General features: G+C 48.9%; 16 protein-coding genes and 1 pseudogene. 14 read left to right on the top strand and 3 right to left on the bottom strand.

Going from position 1 to position 22,884, the window contains the following annotated elements:
* The first annotated feature begins 548 nt into the window (after positions 1-548).
* The 3 genes from pheS to zapA all read left to right on the top strand — a co-directional run bounded on the left by pheS (position 549) and on the right by zapA (position 8,457).
* Complete coding sequence (pheS, locus tag SK066_RS16700; RefSeq protein ID WP_284446168.1) at positions 549-1,580, top strand: phenylalanine--tRNA ligase subunit alpha; 1,032 nt, start codon at positions 549-551, stop codon at positions 1,578-1,580.
* A 69-nt stretch (positions 1,581-1,649) separates the two neighbouring features.
* Positions 1,650-4,091, top strand: coding sequence for a phenylalanine--tRNA ligase subunit beta (gene pheT / locus SK066_RS16695; RefSeq protein ID WP_320542318.1), 2,442 nt, complete (start codon positions 1,650-1,652; stop codon positions 4,089-4,091).
* 595 nt (positions 4,092-4,686) lie between these two features.
* A complete protein-coding gene (gene zapA / locus SK066_RS16690) occupies positions 4,687-8,457 on the top strand; it encodes a cell division protein ZapA (protein ID WP_320542317.1) in 3,771 nt (1,256 codons plus the stop codon).
* 393 nt (positions 8,458-8,850) lie between these two features.
* On the opposite strand, the gene SK066_RS16685 is transcribed toward zapA, so the two are convergent.
* Positions 8,851-10,251, bottom strand: coding sequence for an MFS transporter (locus SK066_RS16685; protein ID WP_320542316.1), 1,401 nt, complete (start codon positions 10,249-10,251; stop codon positions 8,851-8,853).
* 247 nt (positions 10,252-10,498) lie between these two features.
* Here SK066_RS16685 and SK066_RS16680 point away from each other — a divergent pair.
* Positions 10,499-10,792: pseudogene (locus tag SK066_RS16680) on the top strand (ArsR/SmtB family transcription factor); the annotation flags it as partial.
* Positions 10,793-11,204: 412 nt separating this feature from the next.
* On the opposite strand, the gene SK066_RS16675 reads toward SK066_RS16680, so the two are convergent.
* Positions 11,205-11,627, bottom strand: a complete 423-nt coding sequence (locus SK066_RS16675) for a cupredoxin domain-containing protein (protein WP_229685564.1) — start codon at positions 11,625-11,627, stop codon at positions 11,205-11,207.
* Between the two features lie 505 nt (positions 11,628-12,132).
* Between SK066_RS16675 and SK066_RS16670 the strand changes: the two genes are divergently transcribed.
* From SK066_RS16670 to SK066_RS16660, 3 genes are all read left to right on the top strand, one after another.
* Positions 12,133-14,502 carry an endonuclease MutS2 gene (locus SK066_RS16670; protein ID WP_320542315.1) on the top strand — a complete coding sequence of 790 codons (2,370 nt, stop codon included), beginning with the start codon at positions 12,133-12,135 and terminating at the stop codon, positions 14,500-14,502.
* Between the two features lie 150 nt (positions 14,503-14,652).
* Positions 14,653-15,030, top strand: a complete 378-nt coding sequence (locus SK066_RS16665; RefSeq protein WP_188774042.1) for a DUF350 domain-containing protein — start codon at positions 14,653-14,655, stop codon at positions 15,028-15,030.
* Between the two features lie 61 nt (positions 15,031-15,091).
* A complete protein-coding gene (locus tag SK066_RS16660; RefSeq protein WP_320542314.1) occupies positions 15,092-15,703 on the top strand; it encodes a hypothetical protein in 612 nt (203 codons plus the stop codon).
* A gap of 325 nt (positions 15,704-16,028) precedes the next feature.
* Here the strand turns inward: SK066_RS16660 and SK066_RS16655 are convergent, their stop codons facing one another.
* Positions 16,029-17,249, bottom strand: coding sequence for an NAD(P)/FAD-dependent oxidoreductase (locus SK066_RS16655; RefSeq protein ID WP_320542313.1), 1,221 nt, complete (start codon positions 17,247-17,249; stop codon positions 16,029-16,031).
* Positions 17,250-17,515: 266 nt separating this feature from the next.
* Here SK066_RS16655 and SK066_RS16650 point away from each other — a divergent pair, with 266 nt between their 5' ends.
* From SK066_RS16650 to SK066_RS16620, 7 genes are all read left to right on the top strand, one after another.
* Complete coding sequence (locus SK066_RS16650; RefSeq protein ID WP_188773844.1) at positions 17,516-18,016, top strand: Lrp/AsnC family transcriptional regulator; 501 nt, start codon at positions 17,516-17,518, stop codon at positions 18,014-18,016.
* A gap of 15 nt (positions 18,017-18,031) precedes the next feature.
* Entirely contained in the window at positions 18,032-19,234 is a 1,203-nt protein-coding gene (locus SK066_RS16645) for an aminotransferase class I/II-fold pyridoxal phosphate-dependent enzyme (protein WP_188773845.1), read from the top strand.
* A 160-nt stretch (positions 19,235-19,394) separates the two neighbouring features.
* Positions 19,395-19,631, top strand: coding sequence for an aspartyl-phosphate phosphatase Spo0E family protein (locus SK066_RS16640; protein WP_320544908.1), 237 nt, complete (start codon positions 19,395-19,397; stop codon positions 19,629-19,631).
* Positions 19,632-19,874: 243 nt separating this feature from the next.
* Entirely contained in the window at positions 19,875-20,438 is a 564-nt protein-coding gene (locus SK066_RS16635) for a hypothetical protein (RefSeq protein WP_188773846.1), read from the top strand.
* A gap of 300 nt (positions 20,439-20,738) precedes the next feature.
* Positions 20,739-21,311 (top strand): cob(I)yrinic acid a,c-diamide adenosyltransferase, encoded by a 573-nt coding sequence (locus SK066_RS16630; RefSeq protein WP_320542312.1) that lies wholly within the window; start codon positions 20,739-20,741, stop codon positions 21,309-21,311.
* Between the two features lie 69 nt (positions 21,312-21,380).
* A complete protein-coding gene (locus tag SK066_RS16625; RefSeq protein WP_407673690.1) occupies positions 21,381-22,424 on the top strand; it encodes an RluA family pseudouridine synthase in 1,044 nt (347 codons plus the stop codon).
* 41 nt (positions 22,425-22,465) lie between these two features.
* The gene (locus SK066_RS16620; RefSeq protein ID WP_188773849.1) at positions 22,466-22,828 is read left to right on the top strand and encodes an arsenate reductase family protein; all 363 of its coding nucleotides are present in this window, start codon (positions 22,466-22,468) and stop codon (positions 22,826-22,828) included.
* Positions 22,829-22,884: the final 56 nt, after the last annotated feature.

The raw sequence follows: 22,884 nt of genomic DNA, 5'->3' as shown, positions 1-22,884 counted from the left end.
TATGTCCTTGTACAGAGCGCAATAGACCACAGTGAAGCACATGGATATCTGCAACGATGGAGATAAGTACACAGCACTGCCTTACAGGGAGAAAATGCCGTAGATTGAGAGCATTTTACAAGGAAAAGGCTGTTGAAATTCACTCTGGAGCAGCTTGTTGAACGATTCGATTCCAGTCGATCAGTCGCTTTGTGTAGAAGAGCTACTGCTTCATAGAACAGGAAGAGAATTCAGTAGGTCAAGCCGGTTAACGATCCGTTATTATCGTTTTGAGCGAGAGACAAGCGTTGTCTATGACTTGCCTGTCACTGTATGGTGATAGCGCGGCTTCGATGATTCGATAAGCTTTGTGCCCCTTTAGGATGGGATCACAGAGTGAGGAGTCGGATACGAAGACAGTCAGAGCAGCATTGTTTCTAACAAGGGTGGTACCACGGTCTTTTCGTCCCTTACGGGAGAGAAGGCCTTTTTTTGTTGGTTTTCTTTACATTTGGAACAGTAAAAAAAGCTGGCAGGATTGTACAAGCACGATGAAAGGGGATTTTATAATGAGCGAAACGGTTCAAATGAAAGAGCAGTTGCTGACGCTAAAAGCAGAAGCACTGGATGTATTGGAAAAAGTCAGTACTCCGAAGGAGCTTGACGAGCTGCGTGTCAAATACTCTGGTAAAAAAAGTGCGTTGACTGAGATTTTACGTGGAATGGGCAAGCTAAGTGCTGAGGAGCGTCCCGTTGTAGGTCAGGTCGCTAACGAAGTACGCGAAGCGATCGAGGAAGTGATCAATCGCAAGCAGGAGCATTTTGTACGTGAAGAGACGAATGCACGTCTGCAAGCAGAGAAGGTCGATGTAACTCTTCCAGGTCGTCCAATGCCACAGGGTGGTATTCACCCGCTGAACAAGGTCATCGAAGAGCTAGAGGATATCTTCCTCGGTATGGGTTACCGTGTAGCAGAAGGCCCTCAGGTAGAGACAGACTATTATAACTTTGAAGCATTGAATCTGCCACAGAACCATCCTGCGCGTGATATGCAGGATTCATTTTATCTGACAGAGGATCTACTGATGCGTACGCAAACTTCTCCGATTCAGATTCGTGCGATGGAAGCGGCCAAAGGTCAGGCGCCGCTGAAAGTCATTTGCCCGGGCGCTGTATATCGCCGTGATGATGATGATGCGACTCACTCCTTCCAGTTCCATCAGATCGAAGGACTGGTTATCGATAAAGGGATTCGAATGAGTGACCTGAAAGGCACATTGCTGCAATTCGCACGCGAGATGTTCGGCGAGCAGACGGAGATTCGTCTGCGTCCAAGCTTCTTCCCATTCACTGAGCCAAGTGTTGAGGTGGACGTAACGTTCACGAAGAAAAATGGCGAGCGCGTATGGATCGAGATCCTTGGCTGCGGTATGGTGCATCCAAAGGTACTGGAAATGGGCGGCTTTGACCCTGAGGTGTACAGTGGCTTTGCGTTCGGTATGGGTGTAGAGCGTATCGCAATCCTGAAATACGGTATCGATGATATCCGTCATTTCTATAGCAATGATATGCGTTTCTTGAAGCAATTTTCCCGCATCTAAGTAGTGGATGCTATGGCATAGAACGATAACGATTAAGTACATGATTGATGTAAAAGGAGTGGACGGACTGTGAAAGTATCAATGGATTGGCTGTCTCAGTATGTGTCTCTGGAAGGCGTACAGGCTGAAGAGCTGGCTGAGCGTATTACACGCGCAGGGATTGAGATCGATAGTGTCGAGTCCCGTAATGCGGGCATTACGACGGTTGTAGTAGGTTATGTAAAAAGCAAGGAAAAGCATCCAGATGCGGACAAGCTGAATGTATGTATCATTGACGCTGGGCAGGGAGAAGACCTGCAAATCGTTTGTGGAGCGAAAAACGTGGATGCCGGACAAAAAGTACCGGTGGCACTCGTAGGTGCGAAGCTACCAGGTGATCTGCATATCAAAAAAGCAAAGCTGCGCGGTGTGCTGTCGCAAGGCATGATCTGCTCCGCCAAAGAGCTGGGCATCAACGATAAGCTGCTGCCAAAGGAACAGCAGGAAGGCATTCTCGTATTGCCTGAGCAAACCGAGATCGGTATGCCGATCGTTGACCTGCTAGGCTTGAACGATCAGATTCTCGATTTCGATCTGACACCAAACCGTTCAGACTGCCTGAGCATGCTGGGTGCAGCCTACGAGGTAGGCGCGATTCTCGGTCGTGATGTGAAACTGCCAGAAGTGCAGCCGGTTGAAGGTGGCGATGCAGCAAGCAATCACATCTCGGTTACGATTGAAGCGACAGAAGCATGCAGTCACTTTTCCGCACGTTACATTAGCGGGATCAAAGTGGGCACATCTCCGCTCTGGCTGCAAAACCGTCTGATCGCCGCAGGTGTGCGTCCGATCAACAATGTGGTCGATATTACGAACTTCGTCATGCTGGAATACGGCCAGCCGCTGCACGCTTATGATGCAGACAAGCTGAACAACGGTGCTATCGAAGTCCGCATGGGTCGTGAAGGTGAAGTACTGACGACGCTGGATGATCAGGAGCGCAAGCTGGATGAGCGTATGCTCGTAATCGCTAGTGGTGGCAAAGCAGTGGGTCTGGCTGGTGTAATGGGTGGTGCAGACAGTGAGGTGTCGCAGGGCACGGTGAATATTTTGCTGGAATCGGCACGTTTTGATGGCGGTACTGTACGCAAAACGTCCCGTCGTCTGGGACTGCGTTCTGAAGCAAGTCTTCGTTTTGAAAAAGAAGTGGATGCAGCGGCAGTAGTGCCTGCGCTGAATCGTGCGGCTGAGCTGATCGTGCGTTACGCGCATGGTATGATCCATGAAGGTGTCGTGGAGCAGGTCGTTACTGAACCACAGGAGCAGACATTACAGCTGTCGCTGAGCAAGCTGAACAGCTACCTCGGTACAGAGCTGTCGCTGCTGGAAGTGAAAACGATCTTCGCTCGCCTGCAATTCCCTTGTGGTGATGTGGCACATGATCTGATTGAAGTACGTGTACCAACACGCCGCGGTGATATTACACGCGATGTGGATCTGATCGAAGAAGTAGCACGTCTGTATGGCTATGACAATATTCCAACTACACCAATCGAAGGCGCAACAACGCCAGGCGCACTCACTGCACCACAGCGTCTGCGTCGTACGATTCGTCATTTGCTTGTACACGGTGGTTATCAGGAAGTGATCAGCTACTCGTTCACACATCCTGATAAAAACAAGCGTTTCCCGCAGCTTCGTGGTACACATCATGATGTAGCACTGGCGATGCCGATGAGTGAGGAGCGTAGCGTGTTGCGTACCGGACTTGTATCGCAGCTGCTGGAGATCGCTTCGTACAACCGTAATCGTAAGCAGGAAAATCTCGCCCTGTTCGAGATCGGTATGGCATTTTTCAGTGAGGAAGAGAAGCTGACTCGTCAGCCGCATGAAATTCCACTGCTGGGCTTGCTACTTACCGGTCGTCGTCAGCCAGCACAATGGAACACTTCCGCTGAGCGTGTCGATTTCTTTGATATTAAAGGTGCACTGGAAGGCGTATTCAGCTATCTGGGTATTCAACCACAGGTAACCTACAAAGCCGATCAACCAGAAGGCTACCATCCAGGGCGTTCGGCTTCGGTCTATCTGAATACAGGCATGCAGGAGCTGCGCATCGGTACAATCGGACAGATTCATCCAGACATTCAGCGTGAAGTTGATCTGGAGGATACGTATGTAGCTGAGATCGAACTGGCACCGCTGTATGAGCAGGTGAACGGACAGATTACGTATCATGAGCTGCCACGTTATCCTTCGATTCAGCGTGATATCGCTGTCGTCGTTGACGATGCGATTCCATCTGGTGATCTGACAAATGTTATTCGTGCTGCGGGTCAGGAACTGTTGGAGTCGGTGCAAGTATTTGATGTATTTAAGGGTGAACGTATTGGCAATGGCAAAAAGAGTGTAGCTATTGCACTTGTTTATCGTCATTCAGAACGTACACTGACAGATGAAGAAGTTACAGAAGTACATGAGAGAGTTCTGATTTCGCTTACTTTAACTTTTGACGCTGAGCTGCGCAAGTAACGTATAGAATGTCTTGCTAGAGCGTATCACACCATCTCGTGTACGTATAAGCAATACGAAATGGAAGATAACAGGGAAAAGGACGACATAGCGTGTCAGCAATTTACTAGCAAGCGGTTGCCCTCATTCCTTACCGAAGTAGGGCATGCTCCAGCAAAAAAGCTTACGTATACGATCTGATAATACATTACTTTTTGAATCGTTCCTATAAACTGTCTTTATCTGTAAGAGCTGCCTTTGTGTAGTTGCAGATAAAGCAGGAAATGGCAGAAGCCACATCGAATTAATCGTCGATGTGGCTTTTTTGTTCATCCGGCACTAGAATATACAGAAGGACATTTTGTACAATGGAATTATAAACATCAGGATAAACATCATTTCCGCGAATCAGGCTCACATACATGCGCACAAAGATAACATCAATGTGCAATGGAAATAGGATGCGCTGTTCATCTCTGTTAAAGGGATGGCAGACAGCGATAAGATGCCAAATGTTGATGGGAACGCTGATGCTCCGTCAACATTTTGTGCTTATAAAGGATAGAAACCATTTCGATGACATATAGATAGTATGAATGCAAAGGAGGGCAAGGCTGTGACAACACCCGAACGGATTCGAGTCAGTGTGAATATTTACGGTAGAACATATAAGCTGGTTGGCAGCAGTGCCGACTACATGAAGCGAGTAGCCGAGTATGTGGATGGTCACATGCACGAGATTGCGCAGGCACATGATCATCTAGACACCACGAAGCTTGCCATTTTGTCGGCAGTACATATGGCGGAGGAAGCGATCCAGGCGACGACCGATCGGTCTGAGCTGGATGCAGCGGTGAATGAACGCGATCGTTTGCAGCAGGAGCTGGAACGCTTGCATGAGGTGCAGCTCAAGCAGCAGGAGGTTATTCGTAAGCTACAGGATGATGCCGAGCTGGAGCAGCAGAACAAGCAGCGACTCACAGATGAGTTGTCTGTCGCAACCGAGGAGCTACAGCAGGTGCAGGCTGATCTGGCGACTGCACAGCAGCAAAATGAAGTGCTGGAGCAGCAGAGTGCAGATTACCGTGAAACGGGTAGCCAGCTGCAAGATGAGCTGGAAAAAGCGCGCAAGCAGATTCAAGCGCTGAATGATCAGTATCAGAATCTGGAAACAAACACGAAGCAAGCGACTGAAGAGCTACAGATGGAGCTGATGCAGTCGAATGAAAATGAGGAAATGTATCGTCTGCGTAACGAGGAGCTAGAAGAAAGCATCCATACGCTTCAGCAGGCGCATGATCTGGCACAGCAACGGGTGCAGGAACTGGAGGAAGATAACGATTTTACGCACGCGCAGCTAGACGAGCTACGTGTAAAACAAACAGGGCTGGAGCAGAAGCTAACGCAGCTACAGGAAGAAGCGGATACATGGCGCGAGCTATCCGGACAGCAGGAGGAAGAGCAGCAACGCTTGTCTGCCGAGCTATCTGCTAAAGGCACCGAGCTGGAGCAAGTCAAGCAGCAGCGAGCGGAGTTGGAAGCCCAGCAAGAGCAGCGTCAAGCTCTGCTGGCTGATCTGCAAGCCCAGCAAGAACAGCGTCAGTTGACGCTCGAAGCGCTGGAGCAACGTTATGAACAATTGCAGCAGCAGGCGGAGACCACGCAGTCCGAGCTGGATGAGCGTAGTGGGGAACTGGAGCTAGCTTTACAGGAAAATGCAACACTGCATCCGCAGTTATCCGAGCTTAGACAGCAGCATGAACAGCTGCAAGCTCAGCATACGAATGCACTACAGCAAATGGACGAAGTGCGTGGACAATTGCAGCAGGCACAGGATGAAAATGAACATCTGCGTCCTGAGCTAGAGCAGCTACGTGCACAATATGAGGAATTGAATACACTGCATGATCAGACCGAGCAAAAGCTGGCTGAACAAGCGACACGTATGGAAGCACTACGTGAGGAAAACGGGCAGGTGTGGACGGAGCTTGGTTCATGGCAGGATCGATATAGCAGTCTGGAAGAACAGTATCGCGAGCTGGAAGTAAGTCTGTCACAGCGAAGCGAGGAACTGGAGCGTTTGCAAGGAGAAAGTGAGCAATTGCGCACGCAGCTTGCAGCTGCCGAGCAGCGTCGTATCGAGCTGGAACAAGAGCAACAGCAGCTTCGCGGACAATTGGAAGAGCGTCAGCATGAACTGGAAAATCTTCGCAATGAGCATACTCAAGTATGGAGCGAACTAGAAACTTGGCAAGCTCGTCATACACAGCTGGAGCAGCATAGTCAGGAAGAGCAGACGACACTGCAAGCCCAACATGCGGAGCAGATCGGCGAGCTGGAGACACGCTTGAACGAAACACAGCAACAGCGTCAGCAACTAGAGCAAGAGCTGCACGAGACGAGCGAACGTCTTGCCACAGTGCAGGCAGAGGCAACACAGGCGAAGGAAGAAGTGACGACGTGGGAACAGATGTCGAGTGAGCATGAGCAGCAGATTCAAGAACTGGAAATGCGCTTAGATGAAACCCTAGCACAACGTCAGCGACTGGAGCATGAGCTCAGCGACATTCATCAGCAGCGTCAACAGCTGGAGCAGAATTTGAATGACACTCGAGAGCAGCTGGCAAGCGTACAGGCAGAAGCGGTACAGGCGAAGGAAGAAGCTAGTACGTGGGAGCAACTGTCGGGCGAGCATGAGCAACAGATGCAGGAGCTGGAGATGCGCTTGAATGAAATGGGTCAACAACGCCAGCAATTGGAGCAAGAGCTGCACGAGACACGTGAGCGTCTAGCAGCAGTGCAGGCAGAAGCCGAGCATGCTAAAGGTGAAGCTGGAACCTGGGAGCAGCTATCCAGCGAGCATGAACAGCGCGTGCAGGAGCTTGAATTGCGCCTGAATGAGACAGCCCAGCAACGCCAGCAGCTGGAGCAACAATTAAGTGAAATCGGCGAGCGTCTGGTATCTGTGCAGTCAGAAGCAGCACAAGCGAAGGAAGAAGCCAGCACTTGGGAGCAGCTGTCAGGTCAACATGAGGGACAGATCCAGCAGCTTGAAGCACGACTAAACGAAATCGAGCAGCACCGTCAACAGTTGGGGCAAGAGCTAAGCGCAACTAGCGAGCGATTAGTAGCAGTGCAGACAGAAGCTGAACAGGCAAAAGATGAAGCTAATACCTGGGAGCAACTATCCGGACAGCAGGAGCAACAGGTAGCATCACTGCAAGAGCAGCTATCCGCTCTGCATCAGCGTTATGTTCGTCTAGAGCAGGAGCTACAGCAGCGGACGACCGAGCTGGAACAGCAAGTATCCACTCAGAATGAGCAGCTTCAGCAACAGCAACGTCAGGTGCAGGATATGCGCGAGGAATCGGACAACTGGCAACGATTGTCGGAGCAGCATAAGGAAGAGCTCACTTCATTACAGCTGGAAATGCAGCAGCTAAACGAGCTATATGATGAGCAGCAGGGAGAGATGGAGGAAGCGCTACGATTGATGACAGCGGAGCGTGACGATCTGACTGCACGTATCGAGCAGCTGCAACAGCAGCTAGAGGAGTTGACAGTAGCTGCGGCAAGTGTACGAGAAGAAGCCGATACATGGGAGCAATTGTCCAGCCAGCGTGAAGTGGATGTGCAGCGCCTGCAAGAGCAACTGACTGAGCTGCAAGCACAGCGTTACGGCTTGGAGCAGCATACGGGTGAGCTGGAGCAACAGCTGAATTCGCTTCGACATGATCAGGCATCCCTGCAAAATGATCTAAAGGAATGGCGCGAGCTTGCAAGGCAGCAGGAGCAAGAAGCGGCACAGGCACAGAGTGAAGCAGAGCAGCTTCGCAGTGAGCTAGCTACACGTCAGCAACAGCTATCGTCACTGGAATCCCAGCAGCGTGAACAGGGGCAGCTACTTGATGAGGCGATGCAGGATATCGATGGCTGGAACGAGCGATATGAACAGCTACAGACACAGCACCGAAATGCAATACAAAATGAACAGGGATATATGGAAGAGATTGGACGTCTTGAACAACAGCTTTCTAGCTTGCAAGCCGAACTGGAGCAGGGACAAGTCCGATTGCAGGAGCTGGAGCAAGCGCAGCACGAACAGGATGAACAGCTACGTCAGCTGGAATCGAGTGAGCGTCAATGGCGCGAGCAATACGAGCAGCTTCATGCTGCTGAGCAAGCACGTAGCGAGGAGTCGCAGGAGATGTTAAACCAGTACGAGATGCTGACGCATCAGTTGCGTATTGTGAATATCGAGCGTGATGCACAGATCGCCGAGAAGGAACGCATTCAGCGCGAGCTGGAGCAGCTTCGTGTACAACATGAGCAGCTGCAAGTCGAGCATAATGAATGGATGGAGCTCATCGAGCAGGATCAGAATTAGGGTTTAGAGCACCTTATTAAAGTGTGAGTGATTCAGTAAAGAGTCAATATTGATATCGCAGTTATAGAAATCGTCTTTTCAACCGAAAGCGGATATCCATTACGTGCTGAAGCGTCTCCATTCTTTTCCATACCAGTGTCTTTTTCATAATAATGGTTATAAGTATTCAATCTCATAGCGGAAACAAGAATGACGATCTATTACAATAAAAAAGCACCGACAGTCTACTGAACTGCACCACATGCTCATTAGTGTACCCAAGGGGTTTCTAATGTCCATTTTAAGGGGTGCAGTTCGCACAACTGTCGGTGCTTTTTTTTATAGTCAGTAGTATTCGATATAGCTAAATTCACGCTAACTCTTCAGCGCATAACGCTTACGTACACGCTCCAATCATCCCAGCTGCTTACGAGCATTTAACACCCGCATCGTACGCAGATATACATAAGAGGAAATGAATGCGAGCAACGCCATAATCACCAGTCCCCAGAAAATATTGGAGTAGGCAGAGGACAGCGACAAGCCTTTTTGCCATTCCATCGCACTGGAAGCAAGCGCTACACTGAATGCACCGCTGAAAAACTGCATCAATTGGAACAGCCCCATTCCAGAACCTACCTGAGATGCAGGTAAAATACGCGAGATTTCATTGGACACACTACTGGACAGCATCGAGAAGCTCAAGCTGTTCAGCAGGTAGATAAACAGGATCGACAACCACGAATTGCCTGCAAACAGTGCAAACAGCACGATGGCAAGCAATACCATCAGCGGCGCATAACGCAGAATCGACGAGTTTCCATGCTGATCGATGATTGAACCGATTTTACGAGAAGCAACAATCGTCAATAGCGAGCCCGGGAAAATAATAAATCCAGCATGACTCGCACTAAAGTCGAACCGATGCACCAGAATTTGTGGAATGAGAAACAGCGTAGCAAAGCTGCATAGATACGACAAAATACCGACCAGCGATAACGTAACATAGGCCGAATTTGCCAGCAGGGCAGGCTGTACAAATGGCTCTGCCGCCAAACGAATACGTACGATGAACAATGCCAGCCCGATCAATCCGATACCAAGCGCCAGCCAGGAATGATTCGTCAGGAATAATAGAATCCCACTCGTACCTGCGGCGACGAACAATGCGCCAGCTGTATCGAATACACCGCGCTTAGGCATTTCCTTTGGTAAAAATAAATAAAACAGTGGCACCAGCAGTAAGCTGATCGCCGTAATCAGGAACAAAAAGCGCCAGCCCATATAATCGACAATCGCGCCACCTGCAACAGGGCCAAGTCCGAGTCCGAGCGAGACGGCAGACATGATGAATGCCATCGCCTTACCACGCCGTTCCAGCGGGATATAGCGAGTGAACAACACCATCGCCAGCGAGATGACTGCTCCTGCACCGATCGCTTGTAGCACTCGCATCGTCAGCAGCATTGGGAAGCTCGTGCTGAATAGCCCACCAATCGCAGCCAGTCCAAGAATCGCCAGTCCGATCACCAGCAGACGACGCAGAGGTACAAAGTCAGATAATCGGCTATATGTAATAGAAGAAATCGCAAACATGATCGAGTAGCCCGTTACGATCAACGACGAAACCGATTCGGTCAGTTGAAAATAAGCCGTGATTTTGGGTAATGCCAGATTGAACATTGACGTGTTCATAATGGCAATTACAACCGCCAGGCCGAGCAGTACAGTGAGAAGCCCTTCCTTTTGCAATGGATTCGAGTTCACCTTCTTCGTATCGGAAGCAGCAACATGTGTTGATGCGGTAGTTGACATTCCATTTCCTCCTGCATGTATAATAGTATAGTTCGAATATCATCGAACAATTGAAATATAGCATGCAATGATTTAAAATTCAATTAGAGATTTGTAAAGGATTGTTAAGCAATGATCATAAGATTGATGTATATATTGTTATAACGACTGTGCTCTACATCGGGTATGGAGTGATCATCCTGTGTTAGCGCTTAAATATTGGCGTTAGTGGTAGATGAATCGCTTCCACCATAAAGGAGACCTGTTTATGAAAGTGTTATATCATCCAGATCGTCATGAGATCGAATTGACCTCGGTGCTGTATGCGCTCAGTGATCCGATTCGCCTTCATATTATTTCTCAAATTCTTAGCGAAGGTGAGAGCCCATGTAATGCGTTTCAAGTTCCGGTGGCGAAGTCCACGTTATCCCATCATTTGCGCACGCTTCGTGAGAGCGGAGTGGTATTCACACGCAGTCAGGGTACACAGCGTTTACTTACAGTACGTGTAGAGGATCTGAATGAACGTTTCCCCGGGGTGCTGGATGCTGTACTCGGCGCTTATGATGCTAGTGCTGTATCGGTGCTCGCAGCAGATGCGCTGGAGACTGACATATCTACAGATGCTAAGCACGTATCTATAGCTGCCAAGCATGAAGTTTTTGATGCTGATGATAAGTGACTTGAACGTCAAATTCAGATTACCGTCCAATAGGTAGAGCTATATAAATGACAAAACACGCAGTCTTCTAAGCGACTGCGTGTTTTGTCATACTATTTTCTATTATATAGACGTGCATATAGTCCATTCCTACATAGCTGCTATCCGTTGCTACATCATCTCAGCTTACTATAACGTTACGTATAGCAGTACATATAGCGGTACATATAGTAGTAGGGTATCCATTTCCGCATGTAGAAATGTACGAATCCCATACGGAATCTTCAAGTGATTGAATTCTCCTGGTGATCGCTTACGCTTCGTCTACGATCAGCTTCGCCACCATCGTGCTATGACCGGAGCCGCACATGATCGAGCATGCCATATCGAATTGACCGGCTTGCTCTGGAGTAACGGTCATTGTGGAGTTACTGGAATCCAGCTTCACATTCAGCGCTGGAATAGCAAGGCCGTGATTGCCTTCTTCATTTTGAAATACGATCGTGACCGGCTGTCCCTTTTTCACATGGTATTCCTTCTGGTCAAACGCATAGTTCGTCGCCTTGACAACGAGCTGTTCACCGCTGGCAGCACCATTTTCCGAAGTCGCTACACCTGTATCTGTTACACCGCTCTGCTGGCTTGAGTTCGTATTGCCTCCACCCTGTCCGCCGCAGGCTGTTGTCAGCACCAGCATAGCAGTAGTCATACCGATAAGAAGATATTTTTTCATCATTATATGCCTCCCTGTTGGTAGTCGTGTCGATTGCAATCCCTTTCATCATATCGTATACTGTCACCTCCTGTCATTCAAACCTTTTGTGAAAATTCGGTCACGGTGTATAATAGAATGGAATTCCGGTGCCATTATGCATTGCGATAGGACAGCAGGTGACCGGAGATCGTCGTATGAGGACAGCTGTATAGCTGGGATCATTCATTTAAATATGCTGACCGGAGTATCGATCGTATTCTGTAAGCCATCTACATCTTATGCAAAACTGAGCGGGGAAGCGTAACCCATATTATGCATACGGAGAATGGCTACATTATTTATCATGACGGCTAGGGTGCTCATCATCCTAGCAAGTCGAGTTGGATAACTAATGTAGAAAACGAATATACATCCCTATGTCATGCCATAAAAATGATGATCGAACGATACGACCTACGATTATATTGAACCATTGAACCGGAAGATGCGATCGATTGTAGTTCCGGTATAGAGGAGTGTCATAACGTTGAACGATAAAATATTCCATACGATGCAGTATGGGCATATTCTGGATATGCTGGCTGGTTATGCGGCAACCGCAATCGGCAAGCAGGCAGCACTTTCATTAACGCCAGATACCGATCTGGAATATGTCAAAAAAATGCTGCAATTCACCGATGAGGCGGCGACTGTCGATCGTCTCAAAGGTACGCCGCCATTTGGCGGTATTGTAGATATTCGTCCGGCAGTGAGCCGGGCACGCATTGGCGGTACGCTCAGCCCGAGCGAGCTACTGGGCATTGCCAATACGATCATGGGTGGTCGGCGTGCGGCACGTCATGTAGAAAGCGTACATGAGGATGAACCCGTTCCATTGCTGGCAGATCTGATCGAACTGTTATCTGATCAGCGTCCACTGGAAAAGTCGATTCGTGCTTGTATCGACGAGTCTGCACATGTGATGGATTCCGCCAGCAGTGAACTGGCAACAATTCGCCGTGAGCTTCGTTCCGGCGAATCGCGTATTCGCGAGAAGCTGGACGGCATGATCCGTTCACAGACCGTAGCCAAAATGCTTCAGGATCAGCTGGTAACGATTCGCGGAGATCGCTTTGTCATTCCGGTCAAGGCAGAATATCGCTCGTACTTTGGCGGGATTGTACATGATCAGTCTGGTTCTGGCGCAACGCTGTTTATTGAGCCAGAATCGATCGTAGCGATGAACAACAAGCTGCGTGAAACAAAGCTGCGCGAGGAACGCGAGATTGAAGTGATCCTGCAAAAGCTAACCGCACAGGTCGCCGAGCAAGCCGAGCTGATCGGCTACGATGTCGAAACGCTGGCACAGCTTGATTTTGTATTTGCGAAGGCACGTCTGGCACATGCGATGAAAGCAAGCAAGCCGATGATGAACGATCGCGGCTTCCTGAAGCTGAAAAAAGCCCGTCACCCTTTGATCGCGGCAGACCATGTAGTACCGACTGATCTGGAGCTGGGCAATTCGTACACAAGCATTATTATCACCGGACCGAATACAGGTGGTAAAACCGTCTCCTTGAAAACGGTCGGACTGCTTAGTTTGATGGCGATGTCTGGCTTGTTCGTTCCGGCTGAGGATGGCAGTCAGATGTGCGTATTTGATGCCATTTATGCCGATATTGGGGACGAACAGAGTATCGAGCAGAACCTGAGTACATTTTCCAGTCATATGACGAACATTATTTCGATTCTAGGCAAAATGACACCGAAAAGCCTGGTGCTGTTTGACGAGTTGGGTGCAGGTACAGACCCGGCAGAGGGATCGGCACTGGCGATTGCGATTTTGGAGCATATTCATAGTCAGGGCTGTCGCATGATTGCAACGACACACTATAGCGAGCTGAAGGCTTATGCATATGATCGCAAGGGTGTCATTAATGCGAGCATGGAGTTTGATGTGAACACGCTGAGTCCAACCTATCGTCTGTTGATCGGTGTACCAGGACGCAGTAATGCATTTGCCATTGCAGAGCGTCTGGGATTGCCATCGAACATTCTGGATCATGCGCGTGGTGAAGTGAGCGAGGAAGATCAGCGGATCGAGCATATGATTGCTTCACTGGAAAGTAATCGTCTGGGTGCTGAGGCAGAACGCGAGGAAGCTGAGCGTCTGCGTAAGGAGCTGGAAGAGCTACGTGCGAAGTATGAACGCGACTTGAACCGATTGGAAGAGCAGCGCGATAAGCGTCTGGAAAAAGCCGAGGACGAGGCGCGTGCTATTCTGGAGAAGGCACGAACAGAAGCAGACGAAGTGATTAGCTCTTTGCGGAAAATGGCGCAGGAGGAAGGCGCTTCGGTGAAGGAGCATCGTCTGATTGCGGCACGTCGTCAATTGGATGAAGCTGCACCTGCTCAGCGCCAGAAGAAAAAGGCACCTGCGGCAGCTGCGAAAAAAGCCAAGCCGATCGGACCTGGCGACGAGGTTATGGTGCACAGCTTCAAGCAGCGTGGTCATGTGGTTGAGCTGTCTGGCTCCAAGGAAGCACTTGTGCAGATGGGCATTATGAAGATGAAGGTGTCTCTAAGCGATCTGGAGCTAATCGAATCCGCTAAGCCTAAGGCACAGCCACAGCGTAAGCAGGTTACGACCGTTACACGTTCACGCGATGAAAATACGCATTCCGAGCTGGATCTGCGTGGTGCGAATGTGGAAGAAGCATTGCTGGATGTGGATCGTTTTCTGGATGAAGCGTTTTTGGCGAATCTGGGACAGGTGTATATTATTCATGGTAAAGGAACCGGTGTGCTACGTACGGGGATTCAGGATTTCTTGCGCCGTCACAAGCATGTGAAAAGCTTCCGAACCGGTAATTATAATGAAGGTGGAACAGGAGTGACGGTAGCCGAGCTGAAATAAGCGCGGCTACCAACCATTCCAAATCCGTTTGAAACCATTACGGCGCTCATGCGTAGAGACTAGGATGATCTGTAATGATTTCACTACCGGAAGGAGTTAGAAAGTGGCGTGAAGGACTACGTAGATCCGTTGCTGGCGCATCCGGTCGGAATGATGGTCGGTTATTTTTCCGTGGCTGTGCTGCAATTAATCGTATTTTTATGGCTTTTTGAACTGGTAACGAAGTATAAATGCTGGGACGAAATCAAGCGTGGGAATGTCGCTGTTGCGATGGCGACAGGCGGTAAGATTTTCGGAATCTGTAATGTGATGCGATTCTCGATCGAAGCACACAGCTCAGTTTACGGAAGTCTGGGCTGGTCGATGATCGGCTTTTTACTGCTGATGGTTGCCTATCTTCTATTTGAATTTCTGACCCCGGTCTTTAATATTGATAAAGAGATTGCTTCGGATAATCGGGCGATCGGCTTGATTTCGATGATTATATCTGTGTCGTTATCCTATGTGATCGGTGCTTCGATTTTGTAGCCCATACAGGATAACTACACATCATCCCGCAACAAATTTGCAACACGAAAGGAACGGAACAATGGATACAACAGTATGTCCGTGGTGTCATAGTGAAATCGTATGGGACCCTGAGCTAGGTCCTGAGGAATTTTGCCCTCATTGCGGTAATGAGCTGAGCGGTTATCGCACACTCAATATCGAGCTGGAGGACGAAGAGGAGCAAGAGAACGCTTATGCTGCTGCAAGTCATATTGCGGCAGACCCAACAGAGCGTGTACAACCGGCTGCTAGCGAAAAAAGCAGCGGTCTGGCAAGCCGTGCAGCCACATTGCTGGACGAAGCGGAGCTATTCCAACAGCCTAATCTCAGCTCACTGAAAACCGTCGAAAGCTACGGCGATGAGAGCTTCAACATGGTCGAATACGAAGAACAGGTTGAAGAGCTACTGGACGGTCAGGAAGAAATTCCGCAATGCCCACATTGCCAGGAATACATGCTGCTATCGGGCACTCAGCAAATGGGAGAGAGTGGCTTCACCTCAGCCCAAACATCAGCAGGCACAGCATTCCTGCCAGCACCATACACGGTCAACGTCTACGTATGCCCAAGCTGCTTCCACGTCCACCAGAGTTTGGATGAAGCATCCCGTCTGCATATGATCGATGCGTTGTCCGCTTCAAAGGAACAATAAGAAGCATTCGTATCAGGCTGCAAGGCAAACGTAAAAATATCGTGCAGCAGAGAGGGCAGCTTTAGTAAAAGATATACTCTGTCCGAATCACTACAATTGCTGTACAAAAAATAAAAGTCAGACTGCTCCACATAGGGTGTAAAAGCTACATTGCCGTCAATCAATGATCGGAAAGGTAGTTTTAGCATCCATCCTACGTGGAGTGTCTGGCTTTTTTGTGCGTTATCTAGTAGTCAGGCTCAGGTTAACCGTTGGTAGTAGAGGCTTGATAAGCGATGCGATCCAATATCATTATTAACTTCAATATTCCTAAATCCTCCTCACATCAAGCCGTAATATCCGGAATCACAATCTGTGGCGAATGGGCTGGAGAAGGCTTAGCCGTCCGTGTCAAACTAAACAGCTCCAATTCAGGCCGTTTTACTCCAGTCAATTCGTCTGCCAGCAGCATCGCAGCAATCGCACTGTATACTGTACCATTGCCACCATATCCTTCAACAAAATAGCAATCTGGATACTCTGGATGACTACCCATATACGGCAACCCATCCCGACTGGAGCCGAATGGTGCTGCCCATGCGGATTCGATCGTCAGCGAGCCCAGGCGTGGGAATAATTCCTCCACCGCCTCCAGCAGGCGCTGGGCTTGATTGATTTTGCGTACTTCCATATTTTCGATATTGGTCAGCGGCTCATCCAGACCACCCGCGATAATGCGATTATCAGCCGTTGTACGGATATACAGGTACGGACGCGCCGTCTCCCATAGCATACTGCGGTTATACCAGCCATCCCAGTTGCTTACAGGTGTCGTCGCAATCGCATACGTGTTCATCAGGAAGGCACCGCGATCCTTTTTAATCTCCTGTGTCTCATAGCCAGTAGAGAAGACGACCTTTTTTGCTTTGATTTTATGCTCGCCAACATAATGAATAATACCATCGTCTGTAAAGGTCTGTCCCGTTACAGCCGCGTTCTCGAATACGCGAGCACCATAGCGTCGTGCATTCATCATCAAGCCATGCACCAGACGATACGGATTCACCTCTGCATCTCCATGCGTATAAATGCCACCTGCTCGGCTAAAGGAAAAGTGCTTCGCAATGCGTGCTTCATCCCAGTAGTCCGCTGCAAAGCCGTGTTTTTTCAGGTTCTCATATTCCTCTTGCAGAGCAGGCACATCATCCACTTCACTGGCAAAATACAGACTGCTACGTGGAATCATCTGCACTGGAATCGGCAGCTGTGGAGCGGTGTGGAGCAAATATTCCATCGCATCCCGGCACAGGCGATAGAACAGCACGCCATTTTCCTCGCCAAATGTATTGATGCATGCCGTCAATGTCTTGTCATTCGTATATTGGAGCAGCCCAGTGTTCGCAATTGAGCTACCCTGTCCGATCTTACGCTTTTCGGCAACGACTGTGCGTAATCCGCGCTTAGCAAATTCTCTTGCACATAATGCGCCGCCCATGCCCCCACCGATCACGAGCACATCACACTCCAGATTTTCCGTTAACTGTTCATACGCTGGCGTTCGGGGCATCGTGTGTCCCCACATTGTGTCTCTGGTGTGTAAATTCATGTGCATTCGCTCCTTTGGAAGTTGGGTACAAAAACATATTGTTAGCAATAAGTAACCGAATCAGGTGTATAATGAAGCAGTACATAAGTCACAACAGATAAAATGATGTCGATTCCGGGTACCCTAGTCGCTTGCAGAAATCGAAAAGCAAGCGTCAGGACTTGGCAGGAATGTACGATTCGTGTAATATTTATTATTAATCTTTTGCACTTGGAGGCTATATCGTTATGAAGGAACTTAGCGAGCTAAAGCTGCAGATTCTCGATCTGCTCAAGGAAGACGCCAGACGCACCCCACAGCTCATATCCACACTGCTGGGTATTGAAGAAGCCGAGGTCAAACAGGCGATTCAGGAACTGGAAGACGACAATGTGATCGTCAAATATGCAACTGTAGTCAACTGGAGCAAGGTTGATGATGAGACCGTAACGGCACTGATTGAGGTACAGATTACACCGGAGCGCGGACGCGGCTTTGAAGGTATTGCAGAGCGCATCTATTTGTATCCGCAAGTGAAATCGGTCTACTTGATGTCCGGCGCCTATGATCTGCTGGTGGAGGTAGAAGGGCACAACCTGAAGGAAGTGGCGAGCTTCGTTTCCGAACGGCTGTCTCCGATTGAATCGGTATTATCAACCAAAACGCACTTTATTCTTAAAAAGTACAAACAGGACGGAATTATTTTTGAAGACCATGAAGATGACCGCCGCCTGATTATTTCCCCGTAAAGGAAGATGAATGCTATGATTGTCAACCAAGATCAGACGACCGGAGAGCCAAAATCGATGGAGTCGTATCTATCACCACTTGTTCGTGGCATCCAGCCTTCCGGTATCCGCAAATTTTTCGATCTGGTAAGCGCCAGCAAGGATATTATTACACTGGGCGTGGGCGAGCCGGATTTTATTACGCCTTGGCATGTACGCGAAGCGTGTGTGTATTCACTCGAACGTGGCTATACCCGTTACACGTCCAATTCCGGTATGCCGGAGCTGCGTGAAGCGATTGCTGCTTATCTAGAAAATGAATTCAAAACATCCTATGATCCGAAGGACGAGGTGCTCGTTACCGTAGGTGGTAGTGAAGCGATCGACCTGGCACTGCGTGCATTGATCGCACCTGGCGACGAGATTCTAATCCCTGAGCCATGCTATATCTCCTATTCGCCAATTACGGCGATTGGTGGCGGTGTGCCGGTCGGCATTGAGACCTTTGCTGAAAATAACTTCAAGCTGACTGCTGAAGCATTGGAAAAGAGCATTACACCGCGCTCGAAAATTCTCATTCTCTGTTATCCAAGCAATCCGACAGGCGCGATTATGACCTATGAGGATTGGTTGCCGATTGCTAAAGTAGTAGAGAAGCACGACCTGATCGTTATTTCCGATGAAATTTATGCGGAGCTTACGTATGGCACCAAGCACGTTAGCTTTGCCTCGATTCCGGGCATGAAGGATCGTACGATTCTTGTAAGCGGCTTTTCCAAAGCCTTTGCAATGACAGGCTGGCGGATGGGCTATGCGTGTGGACACCCTGATCTGATCTCTGCTATGCTCAAAATTCACCAGTACACGGTCATGTGTGCGCCGGTGATGGGTCAGGTTGCTGCACTGGAAGCACTGACGAATGGGCTGGAGGAAAAGGACAAGATGGTGGAGTCGTATAACCGCCGTCGCCGTCTGATTGTAGATGGATTCCGCAGCATTGGACTCGAATGTCATGAGCCGCAGGGAGCATTTTACGCCTTCCCAAGTATTAGCTCTACCGGCTTAACATCGGAGGAATTTGCTCAGCAGCTGCTGGTGGAAGGACGCGTCGCGGCAGTGCCGGGTAGCGTATTCGGGCTTGGTGGCGAAGGCTTTATTCGCTGTTCCTATGCGACATCGGTAGCCCAGCTAAGTGAAGCATTAGAGCGTATAGGATCATTTTTGCATAAAATAAAATAATTTCCATTAATGTCACTGTAAATAAAAAAATGTTAATTTAACCTCTTCATCAAATTTCTGCTTCCATTTCGTTAGACCTGTGCTATAATAGGTCTTCGGAAGCAGGAATTTTTTGTTATAAGGAGGGAATTACTTGTATTGTGCTGAATATTCGGTACCAATGTACCGAGGACTTATGCTGTCAGAGAATAAAGCACCTTGGCCACAGAAACCAGATCACGCGACGCAATTAATTTCTCTGGAAAATGAGATTCATATGCTTCGTACACGTATGGAGCAAATGTTTATCGAAAAACAATCGTTTACTGTGGAAGATGTGCTTGAGATTAGTATGCTGCTTGATATTCGAATTAATGAGTACATGCATATGCGCTACAATAGCAAACAGGGGAACTAGCTTCGAACTGCAATCTAGATACAGACATGGAATCGATATCAGATCAGCAATACGAGGAGTCATCCGATACATAGCCTTGACGAAGAGGCACGAGCACTCTACCAGTTTCAACGGGTGACTGCTGCCCGCCATCCGATGCAGAACACGTTTTAGCCGATGAAGATCCTATACATAGGGTCTTCTTTTTTTGCCTGCAATGGATATGGTATGATGAGACATAGTTAAGTCGAAGGGGGAACACCGGTGAAGGCATGGGTAAAAGGAATAGTATGCGCACTTGCAATTAGTATGATTGCGATACTGGCAGGCTGTGGGGGGAGCACGGAAAGTGCTGCCGATCCGAATCATGTTCAGATTTTCATTATGGGCAAGGATGGATTCCCACAGGAGTTTGCAGATCAGATCGGGAAAAATTTGCAGCAAAAGCTTGGCAATAATATGACTGTAACCGTTAGCACAACGCCGGTGTATTCCCCGGAAAAGCTTGTGCTTGAATATGTGGATCGTACCGATGATATTGTGATTTTGCCAGAAGCGGATATGAAGGGCTATGCTGTCAATGGTGGTCATATGGTACTGGATAAGGACTTTGATGCAACCAAGTATAAAGATGGCGTGACTAAAGGAGCAGCGAATGTGGATGATACCGATCCTGCCAAGCAGACGGAGCATCTGTTTGCAATTCCGGTAAGTCAGATGTCATCGTTCAAAGCGATCGGGTACAAGGCAGATGATCTGTATGCGACGATTCCAATTTTCGCGAATCATGATAAGGCGGTCAAAGTATTGAAGGCGCTGACGGATTAAGCTTCGTGATATAGCGATGCAGGCGATGAAGAAGTATAGTTTAGCGTACAGCAACGCAGCGATAAGTGAATAAGAACAAGACGAGCCACAGCGCGAATAGTAGATACTCACGTTGCGGCTTGTCTTTTATTGTTCGGGTAGGGCAGCGATAGATGGCTGGGAAGTTAGAACAATAGGATGGATTACGGCTATACAGATTAGAAATAACATGCTACGGATGATCGAGCGAAAATGAATCAAATATAGGGATCAAATAATAAGTGTACGGGTGGCAAATATAATGTGGGGAGGAAAGCAGGAATGAATATTTATACACGTACAGGAGATGAAGGACAGACCTCGGTGATCGGGGGACGTGTACGTAAAGACGATATACAGGTGGAAGCGTATGGTACAATCGATGAGCTGAATAGCTTTGTCGGTCAGGCGGCTGCAATGGCGCTGGAGGATCAGCTATCGGATCTGCGTGAGGATCTGATTCAGATTCAGCAGGAGCTGTTCGATTGCGGATCGGATCTTGCTTTTGTTCAATTGTCGGTGGATCGCTATAAAGTAGATGCCTCCATGTCGGAGCGATTAGAGCAGTGGATCGATCGCTATGAGAGTGAGAATCCTGCGCTGGAGCGGTTTATTTTACCAGGAGGCAGTGCACTTGCCGCAGCGCTGCATGTATGTCGTACCGTATGCCGCCGTGCTGAACGACGTGTAGTTACACTGGCAGCGGAGCAGGAGATCAATCCAGCTGTAAGGCAATATTTGAATCGCTTGTCGGATTATTTCTTTGTTGTGGCACGTACAGCGAATGTACGGTCAGGTGTAGCGGATGTGGAATATGTGCGCAGTGCGCGTGTATTTCGACGTAATGAAGAGTGAGGTAGACGCTGATGGACAGAGTGCAGATTCTGCCGGAAACAGCGGTGAAGGAGAGGAATATACAGCAATATGAATGACCGCAATATGAATGACAATGAAGCCAGGTTCAGCCACCCAGATGTGCAGGATTATTATCCGCCGATTGTCTATACGATTGAGCCGCAGGATGAAGGTATGCTGCTCAAAACGATACTGAATCGTCGCATGGGCATTTCACGTAAGCTGCTATCTCGTCTGAAAATGACGCAGCGTGGGGTAGAGCTGAATGGACAGCGCGTATATGTTGATCACAAGGTAAAGGGAAATGATGTGATCGAGGTACGAATGCTACGCGAAAGCTCAGACGATATTTTGCCACAGCCGATGGAGCTGCATATTTTGTTTGAGGATGAGCATTTACTCATTTTAAATAAGCCAGCTGGCGTGATCGTGCACCCTACACATGGGCATTATACGGATACGCTGGCAAACGGTGTGGTGCATTATTGGAAGGAGCAGGGCGTACAGTTCCGCTTCCGTCCGGTGCATCGACTGGATCAGGAGACATCTGGCGTACTGGCGATTGCGAAAAATCCGTACGCCCACCAGCATATTTCCGAGCAGATGATTCGTGGCGAGGTGTTCAAATCGTACAAGGCTTACGTGCATCATCTACCACAGCCACTATCCGGTCGTATTGAAGGGGCAATCGATCGTCATCCCGAGCATACGCATATCCGTATCGTCACGCCAGATGGCTATGATGCGGCTACTCGGTATGCCACGCTGGATACATTTGCGGAGCATGATGCAGCACTTGTATCACTGGAGCTGGAAACGGGGCGCACGCATCAGATTCGAGTGCATATGAAGCATATCGGTTGCCCGCTGATTGGTGATCCGATGTATGGCTATGCGGCAGAGAATCCGCTGGCACCGGTCGCTACTACTACGGACGCAGAGCGAATTGCTGAACTGGATCGTATCGTGAATCGTCAGGCGCTACATGCCTATGAGCTGGGCTTCGTACATCCCGCAACCGGGCAGAAGCTATTGTTTCAGGCGCCATTGCCAGCTGATCTGGAGCGGCTGGATCGACATTTGCGTGGTCAAGCTGGAGAGCTGGAGTCGTGAGCCGATGCTAAATCTTATGTTCAAAAAAGGAGAGTATAACGATGAGTCAATTAACCGTATATCAATATCCACCGTGCAGCACCTGCCGTAATGCCATCAAATGGCTAAAGGAGCAAGGGCATGAGCTGAACTTAATCCATATCGTCGATGCACCGCCAACTGCCGAGCAATTGCGAGAGCTGGTTGAGCATAGCGATCTGGAATTGAAAAAGTTCTTCAATACGAGCGGCGAAGTGTATAAAAGTCTCGGCTTGAAGGATAAGCTGCCGACAATGAGCGCCGAAGAACAGCTAGAGCTGCTATCGCAAAATGGCAAGCTGATCAAGCGCCCGATCGTGACTGACGGCGATCGCGTTACTGTAGGCTTCAAGGCAGACCTGTATGAACAGGCTTGGAAGGCTTGAGCGTTATACTTTAGAAGCTAATCATAGCGTCTGTGCAAGTTATATCCATTCATGAT

It is taken from the genome of Paenibacillus hunanensis, from assembly GCF_034055775.1.
GTDB lineage: Bacteria > Bacillota > Bacilli > Paenibacillales > Paenibacillaceae > Saccharibacillus > Saccharibacillus hunanensis.
Note: the sequence above shows the minus strand (reverse complement) of the source record. Positions and strands in the feature narration are given on the sequence as shown.